We start from the raw sequence: 16,773 nt of genomic DNA, 5'->3' as shown, positions 1-16,773 counted from the left end.
CTCGGCTAGCCTGTATCCCTCTCGTTAGCCTTCCCGGAAGGACACACCCATGCCGCCCCGTGGATAGTGCCACTGGAGCACGCCCGGGTGCGTCATAGCCAAGCAGGTACCGCATTCCAGGCAGGCCGCGTATTCGATCTGGATCGAACCGTCCTCCCCCTTGCTGTACACGTGCGCGGGACAAATACGGCACAGCATGTCGGCGTCGCCGGTTAGGCGTGCCAACTCCTGGTCAATCGAGATATGCGACTCTTCTTCATCAGTCGTGAACGTATCCTTCGAGAGCCGCTCGTTCACCGAACCGAAATCTGTCATGTTTCTTCCTCCCGCCTACAGGGCCCGCACAGCACCGAAACCGATTTGAGCAAGCTGCCTCAAGCTCAAATCCGAACCGCGCACCGCCTCAAACGCGGCCGCCCGCAAGTGACGGCGCGGCGTGAGGTCATGGTTGTAGATGTTGTAGAACACATCCGCGGCGAGCTGACCCACCTGCCCATACATGGCGTCGTTCTCAAGGAACTTCGGCGCCTTCGCGTAGGTGGCCATGTCCTTGCCCAGCCAGCTGTCGTGCCACTTTGCCACGTAGCGGTCCATCGCCTCCTGCGAATAGTCCTCTACATCCAGTGCCTCGTTGACGGCCTCCGCCGCGCACCGGCCGGACTCCGCCGCCAGATCCATGCCGCGAATTGTGAGGCCCGTATTGAGGGTGAAGCCCGCCGCATCGCCTACCAGCACCAGGCCGGGATAGGTTTGACGCTTCTGCGTCATCCCCGGCCCCGCCTCAATGGTCAGGTGGCAGCCGTACTCGAGTATCTCGCCACCCGCAATCAGCGGCGCGATCGCGGGATGGGCGAGGAAGTGATCGTGGACCTCCGATGATGTCTTGGCCTTTGCCTTGAGATCATCAAGCCGCAGCACCACCCCGATGGAGATGGACTCCTTATTCGTGTAGAGGAATCCGCCGCCGGCTACACCTTCGGTTGCATCGCCGACGACGGCGTAGGCGGTCCCTTCGTCGTCGGTCACGTGGAAGCGTTCCCGAATGGTATCGGACGAGAGGCCAATCACGGACTTGACGCCCACCGCGAGATTCTTCAGGGGTTCCTTCTTCCGCGGCCCCGCGTATTGGGCGAGGAAGGAATTGACGCCATCGGCCGCCACCACCACGTGGGACCGGAGAACATCATCGCCGGCAACAATGCCCACCACCTGGTCGTGCTCTATGAGGAGCTTATCCACGCGCACCATGGGCAGCATGGTGACGCCGGCCTCCTCACACTGTTCAGCAAGCCAGGGGTCCAGTTGGGCACGCAGCACCGTGACCGCGTTGACCGGATCAGCCAGTCGCTGATCCCAGTAGTCAATGTTCACGGCGCTGGTGGCGTTGAGCAGGCTCACCACGTTATGCGTAATGTGCCGCTCCACCGGCGCGTTCTTCGCAAAGCCGGGGAAAATCTGTTCCATGACGCGCGAGTAGAACACGTCGCCGGAGAGATTCTTTGCACCGGGTTCCTCACCGCGCTCCACGAGGAGCACCTCCCGGCCCGCCTTTGCGAGTAGGTAGGCGGTCACGCAACCGGCTACTCCACCGCCCACCACGATGACGTCAAAATCCACGTCCACGATTGATCCTCTCACCCTCTATTTTCAGTGGCCGGTACTACTTGAGCGCTGCTGTGAGGGCCGGCACCACGCTGTACAGGTCGCCGATAATGGCGTAATCAGCTTCCTGCACGTAGGGGGCCTCCTTATCGGAGTTGATGACCACCACCGTCTTGGCGCCGCGTGCACCCACCGTGTGCTGCAACTGGCCGGAGATGCCCACCGCCACGTAGAGATCTGGCGATACGTGCTGGCCGGTGACGCCCACATAGCTGTCATGCGGGAACCAATCGAGCCCCTCAGCCAGCGGACGCGAGCACGCCACCTCGGCGCCCAGCGCATCGGCCAGGCCTTGGATAAGCGGGAGATCCTCCTGCTTCTTCAGGCCACGGCCAACGGCAACTACCTTGGCCGCCTGCGTGAGATCAACCGAATCGTGGTCAGCCGGACGCCGTTCAGTGATAGTCACGCCTTCCAACGGCGCGCCCGCAACCTCCTCAACCGCGGCGCTACCACCCGTGGCCGGCGCACCGGGCTCCATGAGAAGTGCCACGGGGCCGTGCACCTCCACGGTGTTCTGCGCAACCCCGCCGTACACGGACCGCGTCACCGTGGTGGTATCTCCCTCATGCTTCACGTCGGATGCCATCTTAAAGATTGGTGCACCCACCTTTGCGGCGGCCGCACCGAGTAGCACCCGATCTGCGCCGCGCGTGGTGGCGAGGATAATGTCCGGAGCGCCCTCAGCCACCACCTGTGCGGCAGCGGGGGCAAATGCCTCCAGCGGCGTATCTCCCGGTTCGCCCAGCCACTTGACGGCGCCCACACCCGAGGCGGCTACCGCGTCCGCTACCTCGCGACTGCCCGCTACTACGGCCACGGAATCCGAGCCAGCGAGGGCAAGGAGATTATCAATACCGGCATCACCGGCAACCAGAATGTATGTGCTCATTTCTCCCCTGCTCCTCACAGAACGCTATCGCCGCGAAGCGCGGATACCAGCTGTGCTGCTGCCGCCTCCGGATCCGATCCATCAATGACTTCACCCTTACGGGCCTTGAGCGCCGGCTTGGCCGTAGCCACCACCTTGACCTCAGCGACCGGGGCCGGAGAAAGCGTCGAGAGCTCCACCTGCTCGGATGGCTTCTTTCCTGCCGAGAGAATGTCCTTCATCGAAGGAATCTTCGGCGTGAGGGCCTCCGAGGTAACGGAGAGAATGGCGGGCCCGGTCACGGTCACAACCTGCGTTCCCTCCGGCACCACGCGTTCCACCTGTAGCGTGCTGCCGGACGCGCTCACCTTTTCCACGGAGGAGAGGGCCAGCCATCCGAGCGCGCCAGCGGCCACGGCCGGTACAATTTGCGCGCCAAGATCCACCGAGGAATCCCCCGTGATCACGGCCGTTACATCCGGGATACCGCGAATCGCCTCAGCTAGCACCAGCCCCGTTTCCGTGGACTCGGCATGCTCAAGGGACTCATCCGACACCACGATCACACGGTCCAGCCCGCGTGAAAGCGCGGACTTCTTGGCCATGGGGGAGGCGGCACCTTTACCGCCAACGCACACACCGACCAGTTCTGTCCCCAACTCCGTGGCGAGCTGGCGTCCCACCTCGATCGCTACGGCGTCGTAATCAGAAACCGATGCCTTGGCGCGGCCCCAATCAACCGTGCCGTCTCCGCGTACGTTGGCATCCTGCGGGTTTGCCGCCCACTTGTACGCAACAACAATGCTCATCTATCTTTCTCCAAACCTCGAGATTCTGCCGCTACTTCTGCGCGTGCTCACGGACAATCTGACGGCCCACGATGTGCACCATGATCTCGTCAGTGCCACCACCGAAGCGGTGTGCACGCGTATCACGCCAGAGCCTCTCGATGCGGAGACCTTCCGTAATGCCCACACCGCCGAAGATCTGCATGGCCGCGTCCGCCACATTGAAGCCCTCAATGGAGCAGTAGCGCTTGACCATGGCCGCTTCCTTGCGATCCAGGCAGTGATTGTCCACGGCCCACGCGGAGTGGAGAATCATGTTCTTCATGTTCTCCAGCTTGATGACCATATCCGTGAGCTTCTCCTGAATTAGCTGGAAGGAGCCGATTGGCTTGCCGAACTGGATGCGCTGGCCCGCGTAGGTGGCAGCATCGTCGAAGGCCGCCTTGGCGAGGCCGTAGGACTGCGTGGCCGTCATGATGCGCTCAAGCTCAAAGTTCTTCATGAGCTGGATGAAGCCGTTACCCTTCGTGCCCACCAGGCAGGATTCATCAACCGTCACGTTGTTGTAGTAGATCTCCGAGGAGGAGGTGGTGTGCCACGGCATCTTCTGGATCGGGGAAATCTCGATGCCCTCAGCATTAGCCGGCACCAGGTACATGGAGATCTGCTTCTTCGGATCCTCTTCTTCGGGGTCACGCGCCATCGTCAGCAGGTAGTCGGCGCCCACCGCATTCGTGATGAGGGTCTTGGTGCCGTTGAAGGTCACCTTGCCGTCCTTGTGCACGGCCGTCATCTTCATCGAGGAGGAATCCGAACCGGCACCGGGCTCAGTGAAGGAGAGGGCGAAGGGGCCGGCGCCAGCCTGCACGGACTCCAGTACAGCCTTCTTCTGCTCCTCACTGCCGAATTCCAGAATATCCATCACCTGGAGGATTTCAGTGGAGTAACCGAGGTTGAGGCCGGAAGCGGCTACCCGCATGCCGATGAGGCACATGGTGGTGAAATCTACCGGCGTCCCGCCGTATTCCTCGGGGTAGCCAAGGCTCATGAAACCGGCATCTACCAGCGCTTTGCGGAATTCTGTTGGCGGCTTGTGCTCACGATCAATCAATCTTCGCCACGTACTCCGGTGTGGCAGATTCCGCGATAACAGTATCGAGGCTGTCAAGCAGGAGTTGCTGCTCCTCGGTCAAGCTAAAATCTGCCATCTCTTCATCTCCTGGTTCATTTCAGTCACCCTGCGCCACCCACCACCATTGGTGTCAGCCGCTTCGCTCCGTGACGTAGTACCGGCCACCTTGGCCCGGGACACTCTAATTGTGACCAATCGCTCGCTTATTCATCCGGGACTTTGGTGCCCATTTGTGCAGTAAATCAGTAAATATCGGGTTGACTAGAAAACGTTCCATATCTGGCGATGTACGGTGATGGCATGCGGGTGTGCTGCACTACAAACGGCGCGGAATAGGCACCACAAAACTGTGAGGAAATGCAATGGATGCGTCCAACAAGGTCACAGAGTCAACACCGGCAACGAAGTCGGCATCGAAAGAAACACCGCAGCAAACACCGGCATTGAGATTTGACGAATTAACTGCTTAACTGCGGAAAACCCGCATGCCCTCGCCCTGGTATCGGTGGACCGTAAGTGGACGCGGCGGGACATCGCGGCGCAGGTAGCTCTCGCGGCATCGGCACTCCGGACACTCGGAGTGGAAAAGGGTGACCGCGTGACGTTCATGCGCCGCAACGTCTCCACGCATTTCGTACTCTTTCTCGCCTGCTCCCGCCTGGGCGCAGTGTTTGTTCCCCTTAATTTCCGCCTCTCCCCGGTTGAGGCACGGGATATCGTGGCCGATTGCGGCGCCAGAGTCGCGGTTTTTGGACCCGAAGAGGCCAACAATATGGACCGATGGGGCGTCACACTCGTTGCCACAAAAGGGGTGGTCGACGACCTCGAAAATCCTGTAAGCGGCGTCGACCCCCATTGGATGCGCTTCAGCCGTGTCGATCCCTCCGGGCCCGTCGCACCCGAGCCCGGCACTAGCACCTCACTCGCCATGCTCCAGTACACCTCCGGCAGTTCAGGACGCGCGAAGGGCGTGTGCCAAACGCTCGGTAATATTCACGCCTCCTGGAACAATTTCACCGCCGCGTTCCAGCCCAGTGCATTCCAAACCACGCTAGCATTCGCACCTTTCGCCCACGTGGGTGGGTTCCACTCGCTTACGCTACAAACGTTTTTGAGCGGCGGCGTGGTAGTGCTGCAGCGCCAGTTCGACGTCGGCCGGGCGCTCATGCTCATCGAACGCGAGCATGTCACCTCCGTATTTGGAGTGCCATCGATGTATGACGCCATGTCGCGCCATCCCGCGTTCCCCACCACGGACCTCTCGAGCCTCGAGGTGGCGCTGGTGGGCGGTGCGAGCGCTTCGCAGGAGCTTCTCACGCGCTTCAAGGACCGGGGTGTCCCCATGTACCACGCGTGGGGCATGACAGAGACACTTGGGCTGAGTACGGTACTTGACCCCAGAGACTTCCCCATGCACCCGACCTCCGTCGGCAAGGAGTGCGAGGAAACGCGCGTGCGCATTGCGCTTCCCGACGGCAGCGAGGCCCCCACGGGCACCGTCGGCGAGATCATGGTGCACGGCAAGAACGTGGCACCCTGCTATTGGGGAAATATTGAGGCTAATAAGGATTTCGCTCCGGATGGCTGGCTTCATACCGGAGATCTCGCCTCGAAAGACGCCGAGGGTTTCATTGAGCTGCGCGGCCGCCGCAAGGACCTCATTATTTCCGGCGGCGAGAATATTTATCCCGCGGAGATCGAACGCGTGCTGGGTACCGCCACGTGGGTCAAGGACGTATGCGTGGTGGGCCTGGAAAACCGCCGCTGGGGTGAGAGCCCCCTCGCGGTGATCGTCCCCGCTCCGGGCGCACCCAAACCCACCGTTGAGGACGTGCGTCAGTTCCTTGACGGTAGGCTCGCACATTACAAGCTGCCGCGCTACGTGGAGGTCCTCGACCAGCTCCCTCTCAATTCCTCCGGCAAGGTGGACCGCAAGGGAATCCGCGAGGCCGTTGCCATTCTTCATTCACCGGGTCTCCCCTGGTTCCCTCATTACGACGACGTCGCGGGCGCTAAGTAGTAGGTCCGGGCCGCTTCATCGCGGCCCAATAAAGGGGTGGGGAGGAAAATCCTCCCCACCCCACGGCGCTCGGTTACTTCACGGTTGCCACACCGGCCGGCAGAATATGCTCACCCGTGAGCGCATCAAGCACCGGAGTAATTCCGCCAAAGTAGACGGGCCACTTCAGGTTCCGGAGCGCCGCGGTATCGATTTGACGCGGAGTCCATCCTTCGGTGATGAGGCGTTGCACAGCTGCGGTGAGCGCCGGGGCATGGGGACGAATATCCTCCACGCTCACGCCTTCCAGCCGCTCGGGGAGGTCCCCGGCAGCCGTCGCGAGTGCGTTCGCCACCGGACCGAGGTCCGGATCATCCGGCTTCGGACGGTGGGAAAGGATCCCAAAGCCGTAAAGGTTGCGCCGCTCCTCATCGAGCATCATGGCCTCGGCGACAGCGCGCGATTCTTCCTCGAAGGTTTCACCCAGCTTGGCCGTACGTGCCTTCACCACCAGATCCAAGAGGTGACGCACAGCGGGTGAGCCCGTCACGCGAACGTGCTCGGCTACGGCGGCCTCTCGCTTGGCAACGGCGTCGTCCCATGCCTGTGCGTCCTGCGCAGGGTCCGTACGCTGTGGCGGATTGGCCAGGATATCCGCGGCTGCTGCCCATGCCGCCTCGATGTCCGGGACGAGTGCGTCCAGCGCCCCGAGTTCCTTTGCATCCTGCGGGCTGAGGAAGCGGTTTCCGGCCAGCGGATTATCCACCAGTATCCGGAGCGCCTTATCCGCACCAACCAGCCGCGACAGGTTGTAGGAACCGGCCCACCCGGGCAGGAGCCCGAGGTATGCCTCCGGGAAACCTAGGAACCTGGTGGCCTCCGTGGCTACGCGGTAGTTGCAGAAGAGGGAAAGCTCAAGACCACCGCCCAGCGCCATACCGTCAAGTAGAGCGATGCTGGGCACGGACAGCTGACGTATCCGGAGAAATGCCGCTTTGCCGGATGAGGTGTAGCCGTATGCCTCCTCAAAGGATCCGAGCTCTAGGAAGTGGTTGATATCAGCACCGGCCAGGAATGAGCCGTGCTTTCCGGTCACCACCAACGCGCCCGCTTGGCCCGAGGATACGGCCTCCTCTACCTGATCCATCGCCTTCTCGAAGGAACGCACGCCGCCAATTCCAAACGTGTTTGGGCGGTGCTCCTCACCGTTATCCAGCGTGATGACGGCAGCATGAACGCTGCCAAGATCGCGGAAGGTGACCGACGATTCTGTTACGTGTTCGCTGGTCATAGTGCCACCACCACTTCAGTATTTGTCACAATATTTTGGCCCTCGCCACTGACGGCCGATACCTCAATGGTGGCCGAATCCTCCGTTAGTTCGGCAAGCGTGCCACTCACCGTAAGATCCGCACCCGTGGTGCCATCCACTACCAGCATGGCGCTAAAGCGAGTGGTAAAGCTCTTCACGGCCGCCACGTCACCCAACCAGTTCTCAACCAGTGAGCCGATGATGCCCATGGTGAGCATGCCGTGTGCGATCACACCGGGTAGGCCGGCAGCCTTTGCTGCGGCATCGTTGTAGTGAATCGTATTAAAATCACCGCTGGCGCCGGCGTAGCGCACCATCGCGTCACGTTCAATGTGTTCGGTGGTGCTAAATAGCTGATCTCCTACTTTGGCGCCCACAAGCTTCTCTTTCACCGTCATGGCTACTTGGCCTCCTTCGGCTTCATCTGAATGAGGGTGGAGGTGGTGGTAAGAACCGGTTTGTTCTCAGCATCCACAATCTGCGCCTGGCCCACGATGATGTAGAGCTTTCCCTTATCCACAATGGATTTCACCGTGTAATGCGAGGTGAGCACGTCACCGGCCACCACAGGGCGGTGATATTCGAATTTTTCTCCGCCGTGCACAATGTGTTGGAAGTCCACTTCGGACTCGGGATCCCCCATGAACTTGAACTCAGGTTCCTGGGCAACGGAAATCGTGAAGGTGAGTGGCGCCACCACATCTTTGTAGCCGGCTGCCACCGCAGCGTCGCGATCAAAGTGCACGGGACTGGTAGCCCGCGTTGCACGCGAAAACTCCGCAATCTTTCCAGCGGTCACCACCGTGGGCGCGGAATCCCACGTCCGCCCCACCATGTTTACATTGACCATTTCCTGTTCCTTTCATTCACAGATACACCGGTCAATCACGTGGGCGGAGGCTCTCCGTCCATTGGACTCAGTGCCCGGCCGCGGAGCGGCACGCCACCTGCTCGGCGGCCGGGCACCCTCGGCTACGCCTTCTTCGCGTTGGCCTCCATGGCCGCACGCAGTCCGCCCCAGTGCTCTTGGAAGAGTCCCGGATCCATGATTTTCAGATCGTCAGCGATCTCCGGCTTGAAGGCCATATGGCCCAGCACGTCTTTCTCCAAGTCAATACCCGGAGCAATTTCCGTCACCGTAACCTTGCCCTTACGCAGCTCCAGAACAGCTCGCTCGGTAACCCACACTACGTGCTGGCCGAAGTGCTCAGCCATCTGGCCGGCGTAGGTAATCTGCTCCACCTGCTCCACGAACTTGTCCACGCGGCCCTCCTGGGTGATCTCCAGGCGGCCATCCCCAACCTTCGCGCGGTATCCGCCGGCGGTGAACGTGCCCGCAAATACCAGGCGCTTGGCCGTCTGGGCAATGTTGATGAATCCGCCCGGGCCGTTCGCCAAACCGTTGTACTTGGATACGTTGACGTTTCCGAAACGGTCCGTCTCCGCCATGCCCAGGCACGTCATGTCCAGTCCGCCACCATCGTAGAAATCGAACTGGGCCTGCTGGTCCAGGGAGGCCTCCACGTTATAGGAATGACCAAAGTTCTTGTCACCGGCCGGCACACCGCCGATGCCACCGGACTCCGTAGTCATGTGTACCAGATCAGATACACGTTCTTCAGCTGCGATACCGCCAATCTCGACGGGGATACCCACGCCCAGGTTAATGATGGCGTCGGGTACCAACTCGGCGGCTGCGCGGCGTGCTACCACCTTGCGTGGTCCCAACTCCATGGGCGTGAGCGAATCGGTCGGTACTTTGATCTGCCCCGAAAAAGCCGGGTTATACAGAGTGTTTTCCGTCTGCGGGTGGTTCTTCGGGTCGGTCGTCTTGACCACGTAATCCACCAGAATCCCCGGTACCTTCACAAGGTTCGGATCCAGCGTGCCCGCCTTCACCACTTCCTTGACCTGGGCAATCACAATGCCACCGCAGTTATGCGCCGCCTGTGCGATCGGCAGTACCTCGGTTTTTACGGACTCCTGCGACAGAGTCACATTTCCGTTCTCATCCGCGTAGGTGCCGCGAATAATGCCCACGTTAATCGGGAAGCTGGGATAGAAGAGGTACTCCTCATCGTGGATCTTCATGAGTTCAATAGGAGTCCCCTTCGTGATGGCGTTCATGCGCCCGCCCTCCACGCGGGGATCCACAAACGTACCGAGCCCCACCCGCGTGATCAGCCCTGGACGCTTGGCCGCAATATCACGGAATAGCTCAGCCAGCACGCCCTGCGGGAAGCACCAGCACTCAATCTTGTTATGCGTGACCAGGTCACCAAAGTGCTTCGATGCACTGGTAAAACCACAGATATAGCGTTTTGCAAGTCCCGGCTGGGTGAGGTGATTGAGTCCCATTTCCTCGTCACCACGGCGGCCAACACCGGCTGCATGCACAACGGTAATGCCCTTTGGGCCTTTCCCTGCCTCAGCTAGTTCCTGTATCCCGATGGCCACTTCCTCAGGGAAGCATGACATGCCCAGGCCAGACATAGCCACTGTGTCACCATCGTGAATGTGGCTTGCGGCCTCTGTACGCGACACAACCTTGACCACTTTGACTCCTTCGTCTTAGCACCGGCCGGAAACCAGCGGTACGCCTCATGCTTCGCTGCACGGCCTACCATAATTATTGTGTGATCTGCACATCTTCCCACGGGCTAAAGTCCCCATCACAGATGGATCTCGCCCGCTTAGATGTGTGTGCTGTTATTTCATGCCCATACCGGCCACCGTCTCATCCCGCCCTAGCCTCCTTACGAAGAAGGCTCAGGTCCCTCGCGCCCATTCCGGTACGCGCAATAATCAATGCCGGACCAAGGAGATTTCATGACCATTCGCAATGCGACCATGGCGGATTCAGAGGCTATCCGGGCTATTAGGAACGCCGCGATCCGCGATAGCACAGCCATTTGGACCACCGAAGAGCTGGACACGAGCGAAGGCGCCGCATGGCTCAAACCCGCGGTGGACCGCGGTACCGCCCTTGTAGCCGAGCTTGACGGGATGGTGGTGGGCTTCGCCGTCGTCCATACGGTGAGCCCCTACTCCGGCTACCGGCGCACGGTGGAAAACTCGGTGTACCTTTCGGATGCGGCACGCGGCCACGGGCTGGGTACCGCGCTCCTCAGTGGCGTCGTAGAAAAATCGCGCGAGATCGGCGATCGCACCATGATCTCCCTGATAGAGGCGAATAATGCCGCCTCCATCGGCATGAATCTCAAGTCCGGTTTTCACCGTGCCGGCTTCATTCCGCGCGCCGGCGAAAAATTCGGGCAGGTGTTCGATCTGGTCATCATGTGCCAGGAACTCAATTAGTTCGACGTCGCCGCGGGCACGTCGGTACCGGAGCGCAGTGAGTGGGGATTGCGGTTAGTACGGGACGCGGTAAGTACCGGGCATAATCGGTACGGGACACGGGGACAACGGCGTCGTCACCCGCGCCACGAATTAAACCTCCGCATCCCCGAACTGATGCCGGCGCAGCAGCGGGAACGCGGACTCCCAACCACCTAACCGCCCGGCCACCTTACCGGCGTCCACAATGAGGCCGTGAAACGCGGCCAGTTCAGGCTGGGTAAACCCGGCCGCCCCAACTAGAGGATCCACCGCGCGTTTGGCCTGCCGGTAGGTGCGGTAGGTGCCGAAACCGGCGGCGTCGAGAAGGCGGCGCCCGTAAGCGTCGTAGATGAACATGGGGCGGCGATAGATATAGAGGAGGAGATCGTCAGCCGTTTCTTCGCCGACGCCGACAAGGTCCAGCAGCTCCAGGCGGAGGCGGTCCGTCGGTTCACGTGAGGCGCGGGCGTCGTTGGTGAGAAACCATTCGGCCAGCCCGTGAAGGTAGCGCGATTTGGCGCGGTAAAAGCCGGCGGGGCGAATGAGCTCACCAAGTTCATCCAGTGGGGCGCCGGCCAGCGCGTGCGGGTCCAGCAGGCCGCGGACCCGTAGGTTCGCGAGCGCGGCGTCCACGTTGGTCCACGCCGTGTTCTGGGTGAGTATGGCACCCACGGCGATCTCGAAGCGGCTCTCCCCCGGCCACCAGCCGCTGCTCTCCACCTGCTCGCCGAGCAGGTCAAACAGTTTTCGAAGCGTCACCTCAGCCATGCGCCTATTGTCTACCTAGATTGTCGGTCCGAGTATGGTAAGCACCGATACGCGCTGGCAACCGCGCGCGGCTAGCGTTTGGAGAAAGGCAATTTATGGCCCTTGAGCAGACCCCAATCGACACCGCCACGTCCCTCCGCCCCCGTCAGGTGTGGCTTGTGAACGACACACTCAATGGCCGCAATAACTCTGACACCTTTATTTCGGAAGGATATTGGTCAATCAGTTCTCCTACGCCCAAACAACGCGCGCAGATTTCGCGCATGCGCGTGGGGGATCGTATTGCCCTTAAGCACTACCGCACGCAAGCCACTAATCCTCCCTTTGAGACCTACGGTCATAATGCCTCCGCCATTGATATTTCGGCCCGAGGCATCATCACCGCAATAGGTGATGGACGGATTAGTGTTAAATGGGAGTCCTTTAATCCTGCCCGCAGGTTTTATTTCTACACATTTTCCTGGCAGATCTGGAAGCTGTCCCAGGATCCAACCGACTGGGCAGCTCGCGCTCTCGAGCATTTCATTTTTGACGACGAACCCCAGGATATTCATTGTTTCGCCAATAGTGACTATTGGCGCGACCGCTTCGGGGACCAGAATGCACCCTCCCAGGCTAGTTCTGATTACACGCTTGAGGACCTTATATCGGATGGCTGTTTTATTCCGCGTACGCAGCTGACGAGAATTCTCGAGGCACTGGATCGTACGAAAAATGTCATTCTTCAGGGCGCACCCGGTACCGGAAAAACGTGGCTTGCGCGGCGTCTCGCGTGGGTACTGGCGGGCCAACGTGGTACGAACGACGTCGATGTGGTCCAGTTTCATCAGAGTACGTCGTACGAGGATTTCGTGCGTGGATACCGGCCGGGCTTGGGGCCCGACGGCGCCGGCCATCTCCGACTCGTTGATGGTCCATTCCTTCAGCTTGCCACCCGCGCAAGGAACAGTCAGCAGAGCAACTGCACGATGGTCATTGAGGAAATTAATCGCGGCAATCCGGCACGTACATTCGGGGAGATGCTCACGCTCATTGAGGCAAGCAAACGTCACGAAGAAGATGCTCTTCACCTGACCTACACTCGCGACGGTGAGGAGCCTGGCGTCTATCTGCCCGAAAATCTATTTATTATCGGCACGATGAACACGGCGGACCGAACCCTGGCACACCTCGATATGGCACTGCGCCGGCGTTTCGCGTTCTTCACGCTCACCCCTCAATTTAATGATGCGTGGCGTACGTGGGCCGGCCATGCAATCGCGGATGCGTCGTTAATCGCAGCGATCGCCGATCGAGTGACCCGCCTCAATGAGGTGATACGCCATGATCCTTCGCTAGGGCCCGACTTCGTTATTGGTCATAGCTTCTTCACTCCGTCCAGCAAGGAAACCATTGAGAACGGTGAAGCGTGGTACCAAGCTCAGGTAGAGGATTCAGTGGCTCCGCTTCTCCACGAATACTGGTACGACTCCCCCGCAACGGCGGATCATGAAATCGCGAACCTCCTTGCCAATGCCTAGCGCGGATACGCTTGCGATCCGCGTTGGGAGTGAAGGACAGCGTATCGCGGTTCGTAATATCTGGCTCCTTTACCTGTATGCCACCGACCTGTATCGAGCACTCGGCCCCGCGGAACGTATACGCGCCGAAGAAAGCCCGGAGGATGCGGATGTGCTTGTAGCACGCATACTCTGCCGCGAAGTCCGGGCACGTCTCCGAGCCGGACTCACGGTCGGTTATCTGCCACGGCACGCGGCATTGAGCGCCGTCCGCGACCGTATCGACTTCTTGTCCACCTGGCGCGGTTCCTACCTAGAACAGGGCAAGGCGGTCTGTTCATTCTCCGATATGGGCGTTAACACCCCGCGCAATCAATTCGTGTTGGCCGGTCTGTTGACCGCCAGTCGACGCCTGGCGCGGCGGCGAGAAGACTCTGCGCTCGCCCGGGAGTGCCGCGTGCTGGCATCAGAATTCGAACGGCGCGGTATCACTCGCCCCACCGGCACCGAACCACCTCATGAGGTGTACGGGCACTTTGACCGTGCTGATCGTCGTATGGTTTCAGCCGCGCAGATGCTCTGCGATAATGCACTGCCATCTTTTGCCACAGGCAATCTTTCCGTGCAGCAACCAGACATCACGGATGATGCGCACCTCAGGCACCTGTATGAGCGCGGGATCCGTGGCTTCTACGCAACAAACTTGGCGCCGCAGCGAACTGTGCGCGCCGAGCAACTCACCTGGAGTGGACGCACGGATACCGGGACAGAAGGGCTATGGCCAATCATGCGCACCGACATCACGATCACGGGAAGCGATGGGCGTTTAATTATCGATACGAAATTCACCGCCGCACTCACGCAACAAATGGCATGGCATCCCCCGCGCCTCAAATCGGGCCATCTGTACCAGATCTATACGTACGTATCGGCTAATGATGCAATCAGCCGCGGCCCAGCCACCAACGGGCTACTTCTCTACCCGTCCACCGACTCGGCACCCGATGTGCTCACTAGCAAGCAGATTGGCGCGCATCGGATAGGAGCAGCCACGATCGACCTCACCGCCGATGCCGCCACCATCCGCCGGCGCCTATTTGATCTGGTCGAAGAATTCATGCCCGTTTCTGCCGCTACGCCGCTACACCGCAACCACAGAACCGAGCGCCGCGGCGTCGTCGAACGTTGCCAGGACTGAACATATCGTTTATCGTTATTATCGATAGTCGATACGCCTACGGAAGGAAGCCGACCATGCGTATCTTCCTAGTATTTGCAGTTCTTACCTTTCTCCTGGTGGCCATCGCGGCATGGCAGAGCCGCCACCCCCGACCCCAACGCGGCGCCCATTCCATTCTCCGCGATAGCCGCTGGTTGGCCATTGGCGTCGCCATTATTTGGGGCGTCTCCGCTGGTTCCTATTGCGTTGCAAATACGATTACCGAGTGGACGGGAAGTACCAATCCGCCTGCACTGGCATTTAACGTAACGCTCCCGTTTTGGCCCATTATGGCATGGGCGGCGCTCATGATTCTTGCCCTGGGACTGCGCCGGGCGGAATCCTTCCAACGCGACACCGAAGGACTCGTCTGATGGAAGTGCAGGTCACGTGTCACCTCGACCGGTTACTGGAGAAGCGAAACATGACGCTTACCCAGCTATCCAAGGCGGTGGGCATTAGCGTGGTTAACCTATCCGTGCTTAAGAATAATCGGGCGAAAGCCATCCGCTTCTCTACGCTCACAGCCATCTGCGCCGCGCTCCATTGCAATGCGGGAGACCTACTGACGGTTACCGCGGTGGAATAACGTGAGCGGGGCGCCAACGGCAGATAGTACGCTAATGCCTAGTAGCCGCATGAAATATCGAATGGATGAGGAGCCTTGATGAAGCCCGCCACCGCAGCATTGCTCCACACGGCACCTGAACTCCTGTGGGCCACCCTACTAAGTATCGTCGCGGCTGATATCGCGGACCACGCCGGCCATTTATTCAGCGCCACCCCAACGATATGGCTACTTCCATTCATCATTGCGGGAACAATTCTCTTCTATGTGAAGCGCCGCGTAAGCCTGGCACTCTACGTTTCCGCCACCGTATTTTTCGTCGTAACCGCCCTCATCCTTGTGGCCAGCAATACCGACTGGACGCGCCTGGCGGTGGTGGTTCTAGGGCTAGCTTTTTGCGCCGCTTATACCGCGATCTCCACGCGCGCCAACACGAAACGCCCTAAATAGCGCCCGCAAATTCAACGACAAAGGCGAAGCCTGGGACAAACGTGGGTGCGCTTCCCCGCTCGGCGCACTACTATGTATTACAAGGTATCTAGGTGAAGCATAGGAGGTGGCATGGCGGATTCACAGTTGAGAAAAGGCGTACTCGAGTTGGCGGTACTCGCGCAGCTCGACGCCAAGCCGACCTACGGTGGCGGGCTCCTCGAAGCCCTCGCCGAGCTCGGACTCGAACTCTCCCCCGGAACCCTCTACCCACTCCTCACGCGGTTGAAAAAATCCGGTTTCCTCGCCACCCATTGGGAGGAATCCCCGGTCGGACCACCGCGAAAGGTGTACAGCGTCACTCCCGCTGGACGCGAGCGGAGCGTCAGTCTCGCCGCCGAATGGCGGGATCTCGAAGCCGTCATCGATTCACTCCTGAAAGGACCAGACCAGTGAAACTCTTTAGTCGCGATCCCCTTACTTTCTTCGGCATTCCCGTTGGGGTCGACGCCGTCGTGGACCCCACCGTCGACCTCGGTCTATTCCAACCTGAGAACCCGAGTCTTTTGGTTCCACGTACCCTTGGCGCGGGGTGGGACCTGAACGTTGGTGCGCTCGCCGTGAAGCTTGGGCTCATCCGGCCCGACGACTCGCTTGAAGACCTCGAGGAGTACATTCCGGCGCGGACAGGACGGGTACTTGCAGTAGCCCCGTGGGCGGGTGCTGCGGTAGTTGCCGTGGTGGCGTGCATGGTTGGATCCTCCTCGAAGCAGCTCCCGAAGGGCTGGACGCCCACGATTCGTCCGAAGGCGGCGGCGAGTTCTTGGAGCTCTCTTCTCCCCGCAGTCCTTGGATCTGCCGGACTCGCGGCCTGGAACGGCTGGCGGCGCTCCTCCTCCCAGCGCGTCGATGCACCCGGTTCCGCACTCGCCGTCGCCACCGACGCCGCGATGGCCAGCGACCTCGTGGCGCGGTGCCTCGCCGCACACGGATCCACGCGGAGTGCACGCCTCCTCGCGTTCATTACCCCCGCCATCGTTCCAGTTATTCTCACCGGCACGCTCGTGGGCACGGTGAAGAGCGCACTCACGAATCTTGACCACCAACTTCGCAAAGCGTCCGTCCAGAACCCAATGGGCCCCACGGACCTAACAGACTTCGCAAAACCAGCCAGTCCCCATAGCTGA

19 protein-coding genes are annotated in these 16,773 nt (G+C 60.3%); 9 read left to right on the top strand and 10 right to left on the bottom strand.

Annotated features, from left to right (window positions below):
* Nucleotides 1–24: 24 nt before the first annotated feature.
* Genes EIH27_RS00800 through EIH27_RS00780 form a run of 5 tightly spaced genes read right to left on the bottom strand, consistent with a single transcriptional unit; the run spans nt 25 to nt 4,432 of the window.
* Nucleotides 25–315, bottom strand: a complete 291-nt coding sequence (locus EIH27_RS00800; RefSeq protein ID WP_124039071.1) for a ferredoxin family protein — start codon at nt 313–315, stop codon at nt 25–27.
* A 15-nt stretch (nt 316–330) separates the two neighbouring features.
* Complete coding sequence (locus EIH27_RS00795; protein WP_124040078.1) at nt 331–1,626, bottom strand: FAD-dependent oxidoreductase; 1,296 nt, start codon at nt 1,624–1,626, stop codon at nt 331–333.
* Between the two features lie 34 nt (nt 1,627–1,660).
* Complete coding sequence (locus tag EIH27_RS00790; protein ID WP_124039069.1) at nt 1,661–2,554, bottom strand: electron transfer flavoprotein subunit alpha/FixB family protein; 894 nt, start codon at nt 2,552–2,554, stop codon at nt 1,661–1,663.
* Between the two features lie 14 nt (nt 2,555–2,568).
* Nucleotides 2,569–3,342, bottom strand: a complete 774-nt coding sequence (locus EIH27_RS00785; RefSeq protein ID WP_124039067.1) for an electron transfer flavoprotein subunit beta/FixA family protein — start codon at nt 3,340–3,342, stop codon at nt 2,569–2,571.
* A gap of 31 nt (nt 3,343–3,373) precedes the next feature.
* Nucleotides 3,374–4,432, bottom strand: coding sequence for an acyl-CoA dehydrogenase family protein (locus EIH27_RS00780; protein WP_206424845.1), 1,059 nt, complete (start codon nt 4,430–4,432; stop codon nt 3,374–3,376).
* Nucleotides 4,433–4,910: 478 nt separating this feature from the next.
* Between EIH27_RS00780 and EIH27_RS00775 the strand changes: the two genes are divergently transcribed.
* Nucleotides 4,911–6,473, top strand: coding sequence for a class I adenylate-forming enzyme family protein (locus EIH27_RS00775; protein WP_277424093.1), 1,563 nt, complete (start codon nt 4,911–4,913; stop codon nt 6,471–6,473).
* 73 nt (nt 6,474–6,546) lie between these two features.
* On the opposite strand, the gene EIH27_RS00770 is transcribed toward EIH27_RS00775, so the two are convergent.
* The 4 genes from EIH27_RS00770 to EIH27_RS00755 all read right to left on the bottom strand — a co-directional run bounded on the left by EIH27_RS00770 (nt 6,547) and on the right by EIH27_RS00755 (nt 10,320).
* Nucleotides 6,547–7,743 (bottom strand): enoyl-CoA hydratase/isomerase family protein, encoded by a 1,197-nt coding sequence (locus tag EIH27_RS00770; protein WP_124039063.1) that lies wholly within the window; start codon nt 7,741–7,743, stop codon nt 6,547–6,549.
* The gene (locus tag EIH27_RS00765) at nt 7,740–8,162 is read right to left on the bottom strand and encodes a MaoC/PaaZ C-terminal domain-containing protein (RefSeq protein ID WP_124039061.1); all 423 of its coding nucleotides are present in this window, start codon (nt 8,160–8,162) and stop codon (nt 7,740–7,742) included. Before EIH27_RS00765 ends, EIH27_RS00770 begins: the two co-directional genes overlap by 4 nt.
* 2 nt (nt 8,163–8,164) lie before the next feature.
* Nucleotides 8,165–8,614, bottom strand: coding sequence for an FAS1-like dehydratase domain-containing protein (locus tag EIH27_RS00760; RefSeq protein WP_124039060.1), 450 nt, complete (start codon nt 8,612–8,614; stop codon nt 8,165–8,167).
* A gap of 122 nt (nt 8,615–8,736) precedes the next feature.
* Entirely contained in the window at nt 8,737–10,320 is a 1,584-nt protein-coding gene (locus EIH27_RS00755; protein WP_124039058.1) for an acyl CoA:acetate/3-ketoacid CoA transferase, read from the bottom strand.
* 273 nt (nt 10,321–10,593) lie between these two features.
* On the opposite strand from EIH27_RS00755, the gene EIH27_RS00750 reads away from it, so the two are divergent.
* Entirely contained in the window at nt 10,594–11,082 is a 489-nt protein-coding gene (locus EIH27_RS00750; protein WP_124039056.1) for a GNAT family N-acetyltransferase, read from the top strand.
* Between the two features lie 132 nt (nt 11,083–11,214).
* On the opposite strand, the gene EIH27_RS00745 is transcribed toward EIH27_RS00750, so the two are convergent.
* Nucleotides 11,215–11,871: an endonuclease III domain-containing protein gene (locus tag EIH27_RS00745; protein WP_124039054.1), complete on the bottom strand. Its 657-nt coding sequence runs from the start codon at nt 11,869–11,871 to the stop codon at nt 11,215–11,217.
* A 95-nt stretch (nt 11,872–11,966) separates the two neighbouring features.
* Between EIH27_RS00745 and EIH27_RS00740 the strand changes: the two genes are divergently transcribed.
* The 7 genes from EIH27_RS00740 to EIH27_RS00710 all read left to right on the top strand — a co-directional run bounded on the left by EIH27_RS00740 (nt 11,967) and on the right by EIH27_RS00710 (nt 16,773).
* A complete protein-coding gene (locus tag EIH27_RS00740; protein ID WP_124039052.1) occupies nt 11,967–13,391 on the top strand; it encodes an McrB family protein in 1,425 nt (474 codons plus the stop codon).
* On the top strand, nt 13,384–14,568 hold the full coding sequence (locus EIH27_RS00735; RefSeq protein WP_164461565.1) for a 5-methylcytosine restriction system specificity protein McrC: 1,185 nt from the start codon (nt 13,384–13,386) through the stop codon (nt 14,566–14,568). Before EIH27_RS00740 ends, EIH27_RS00735 begins: the two co-directional genes overlap by 8 nt.
* A gap of 56 nt (nt 14,569–14,624) precedes the next feature.
* Nucleotides 14,625–14,963: a hypothetical protein gene (locus EIH27_RS00730; RefSeq protein ID WP_124039049.1), complete on the top strand. Its 339-nt coding sequence runs from the start codon at nt 14,625–14,627 to the stop codon at nt 14,961–14,963.
* A complete protein-coding gene (locus tag EIH27_RS00725; protein WP_124039047.1) occupies nt 14,963–15,178 on the top strand; it encodes a helix-turn-helix domain-containing protein in 216 nt (71 codons plus the stop codon). Before EIH27_RS00730 ends, EIH27_RS00725 begins: the two co-directional genes overlap by 1 nt.
* A 78-nt stretch (nt 15,179–15,256) precedes the next feature.
* Nucleotides 15,257–15,607 carry a hypothetical protein gene (locus EIH27_RS00720; RefSeq protein WP_124039045.1) on the top strand — a complete coding sequence of 117 codons (351 nt, stop codon included), beginning with the start codon at nt 15,257–15,259 and terminating at the stop codon, nt 15,605–15,607.
* Nucleotides 15,608–15,718: 111 nt separating this feature from the next.
* Nucleotides 15,719–16,042 carry a PadR family transcriptional regulator gene (locus EIH27_RS00715; protein WP_124039043.1) on the top strand — a complete coding sequence of 108 codons (324 nt, stop codon included), beginning with the start codon at nt 15,719–15,721 and terminating at the stop codon, nt 16,040–16,042.
* Nucleotides 16,039–16,773 (top strand): hypothetical protein, encoded by a 735-nt coding sequence (locus tag EIH27_RS00710; protein ID WP_124039041.1) that lies wholly within the window; start codon nt 16,039–16,041, stop codon nt 16,771–16,773. Before EIH27_RS00715 ends, EIH27_RS00710 begins: the two co-directional genes overlap by 4 nt.

Source organism: Neoactinobaculum massilliense (genome assembly GCF_900604955.1).
GTDB lineage: Bacteria > Actinomycetota > Actinomycetes > Actinomycetales > Actinomycetaceae > Neoactinobaculum > Neoactinobaculum massilliense.
Note: the sequence above shows the minus strand (reverse complement) of the source record. Positions and strands in the feature narration are given on the sequence as shown.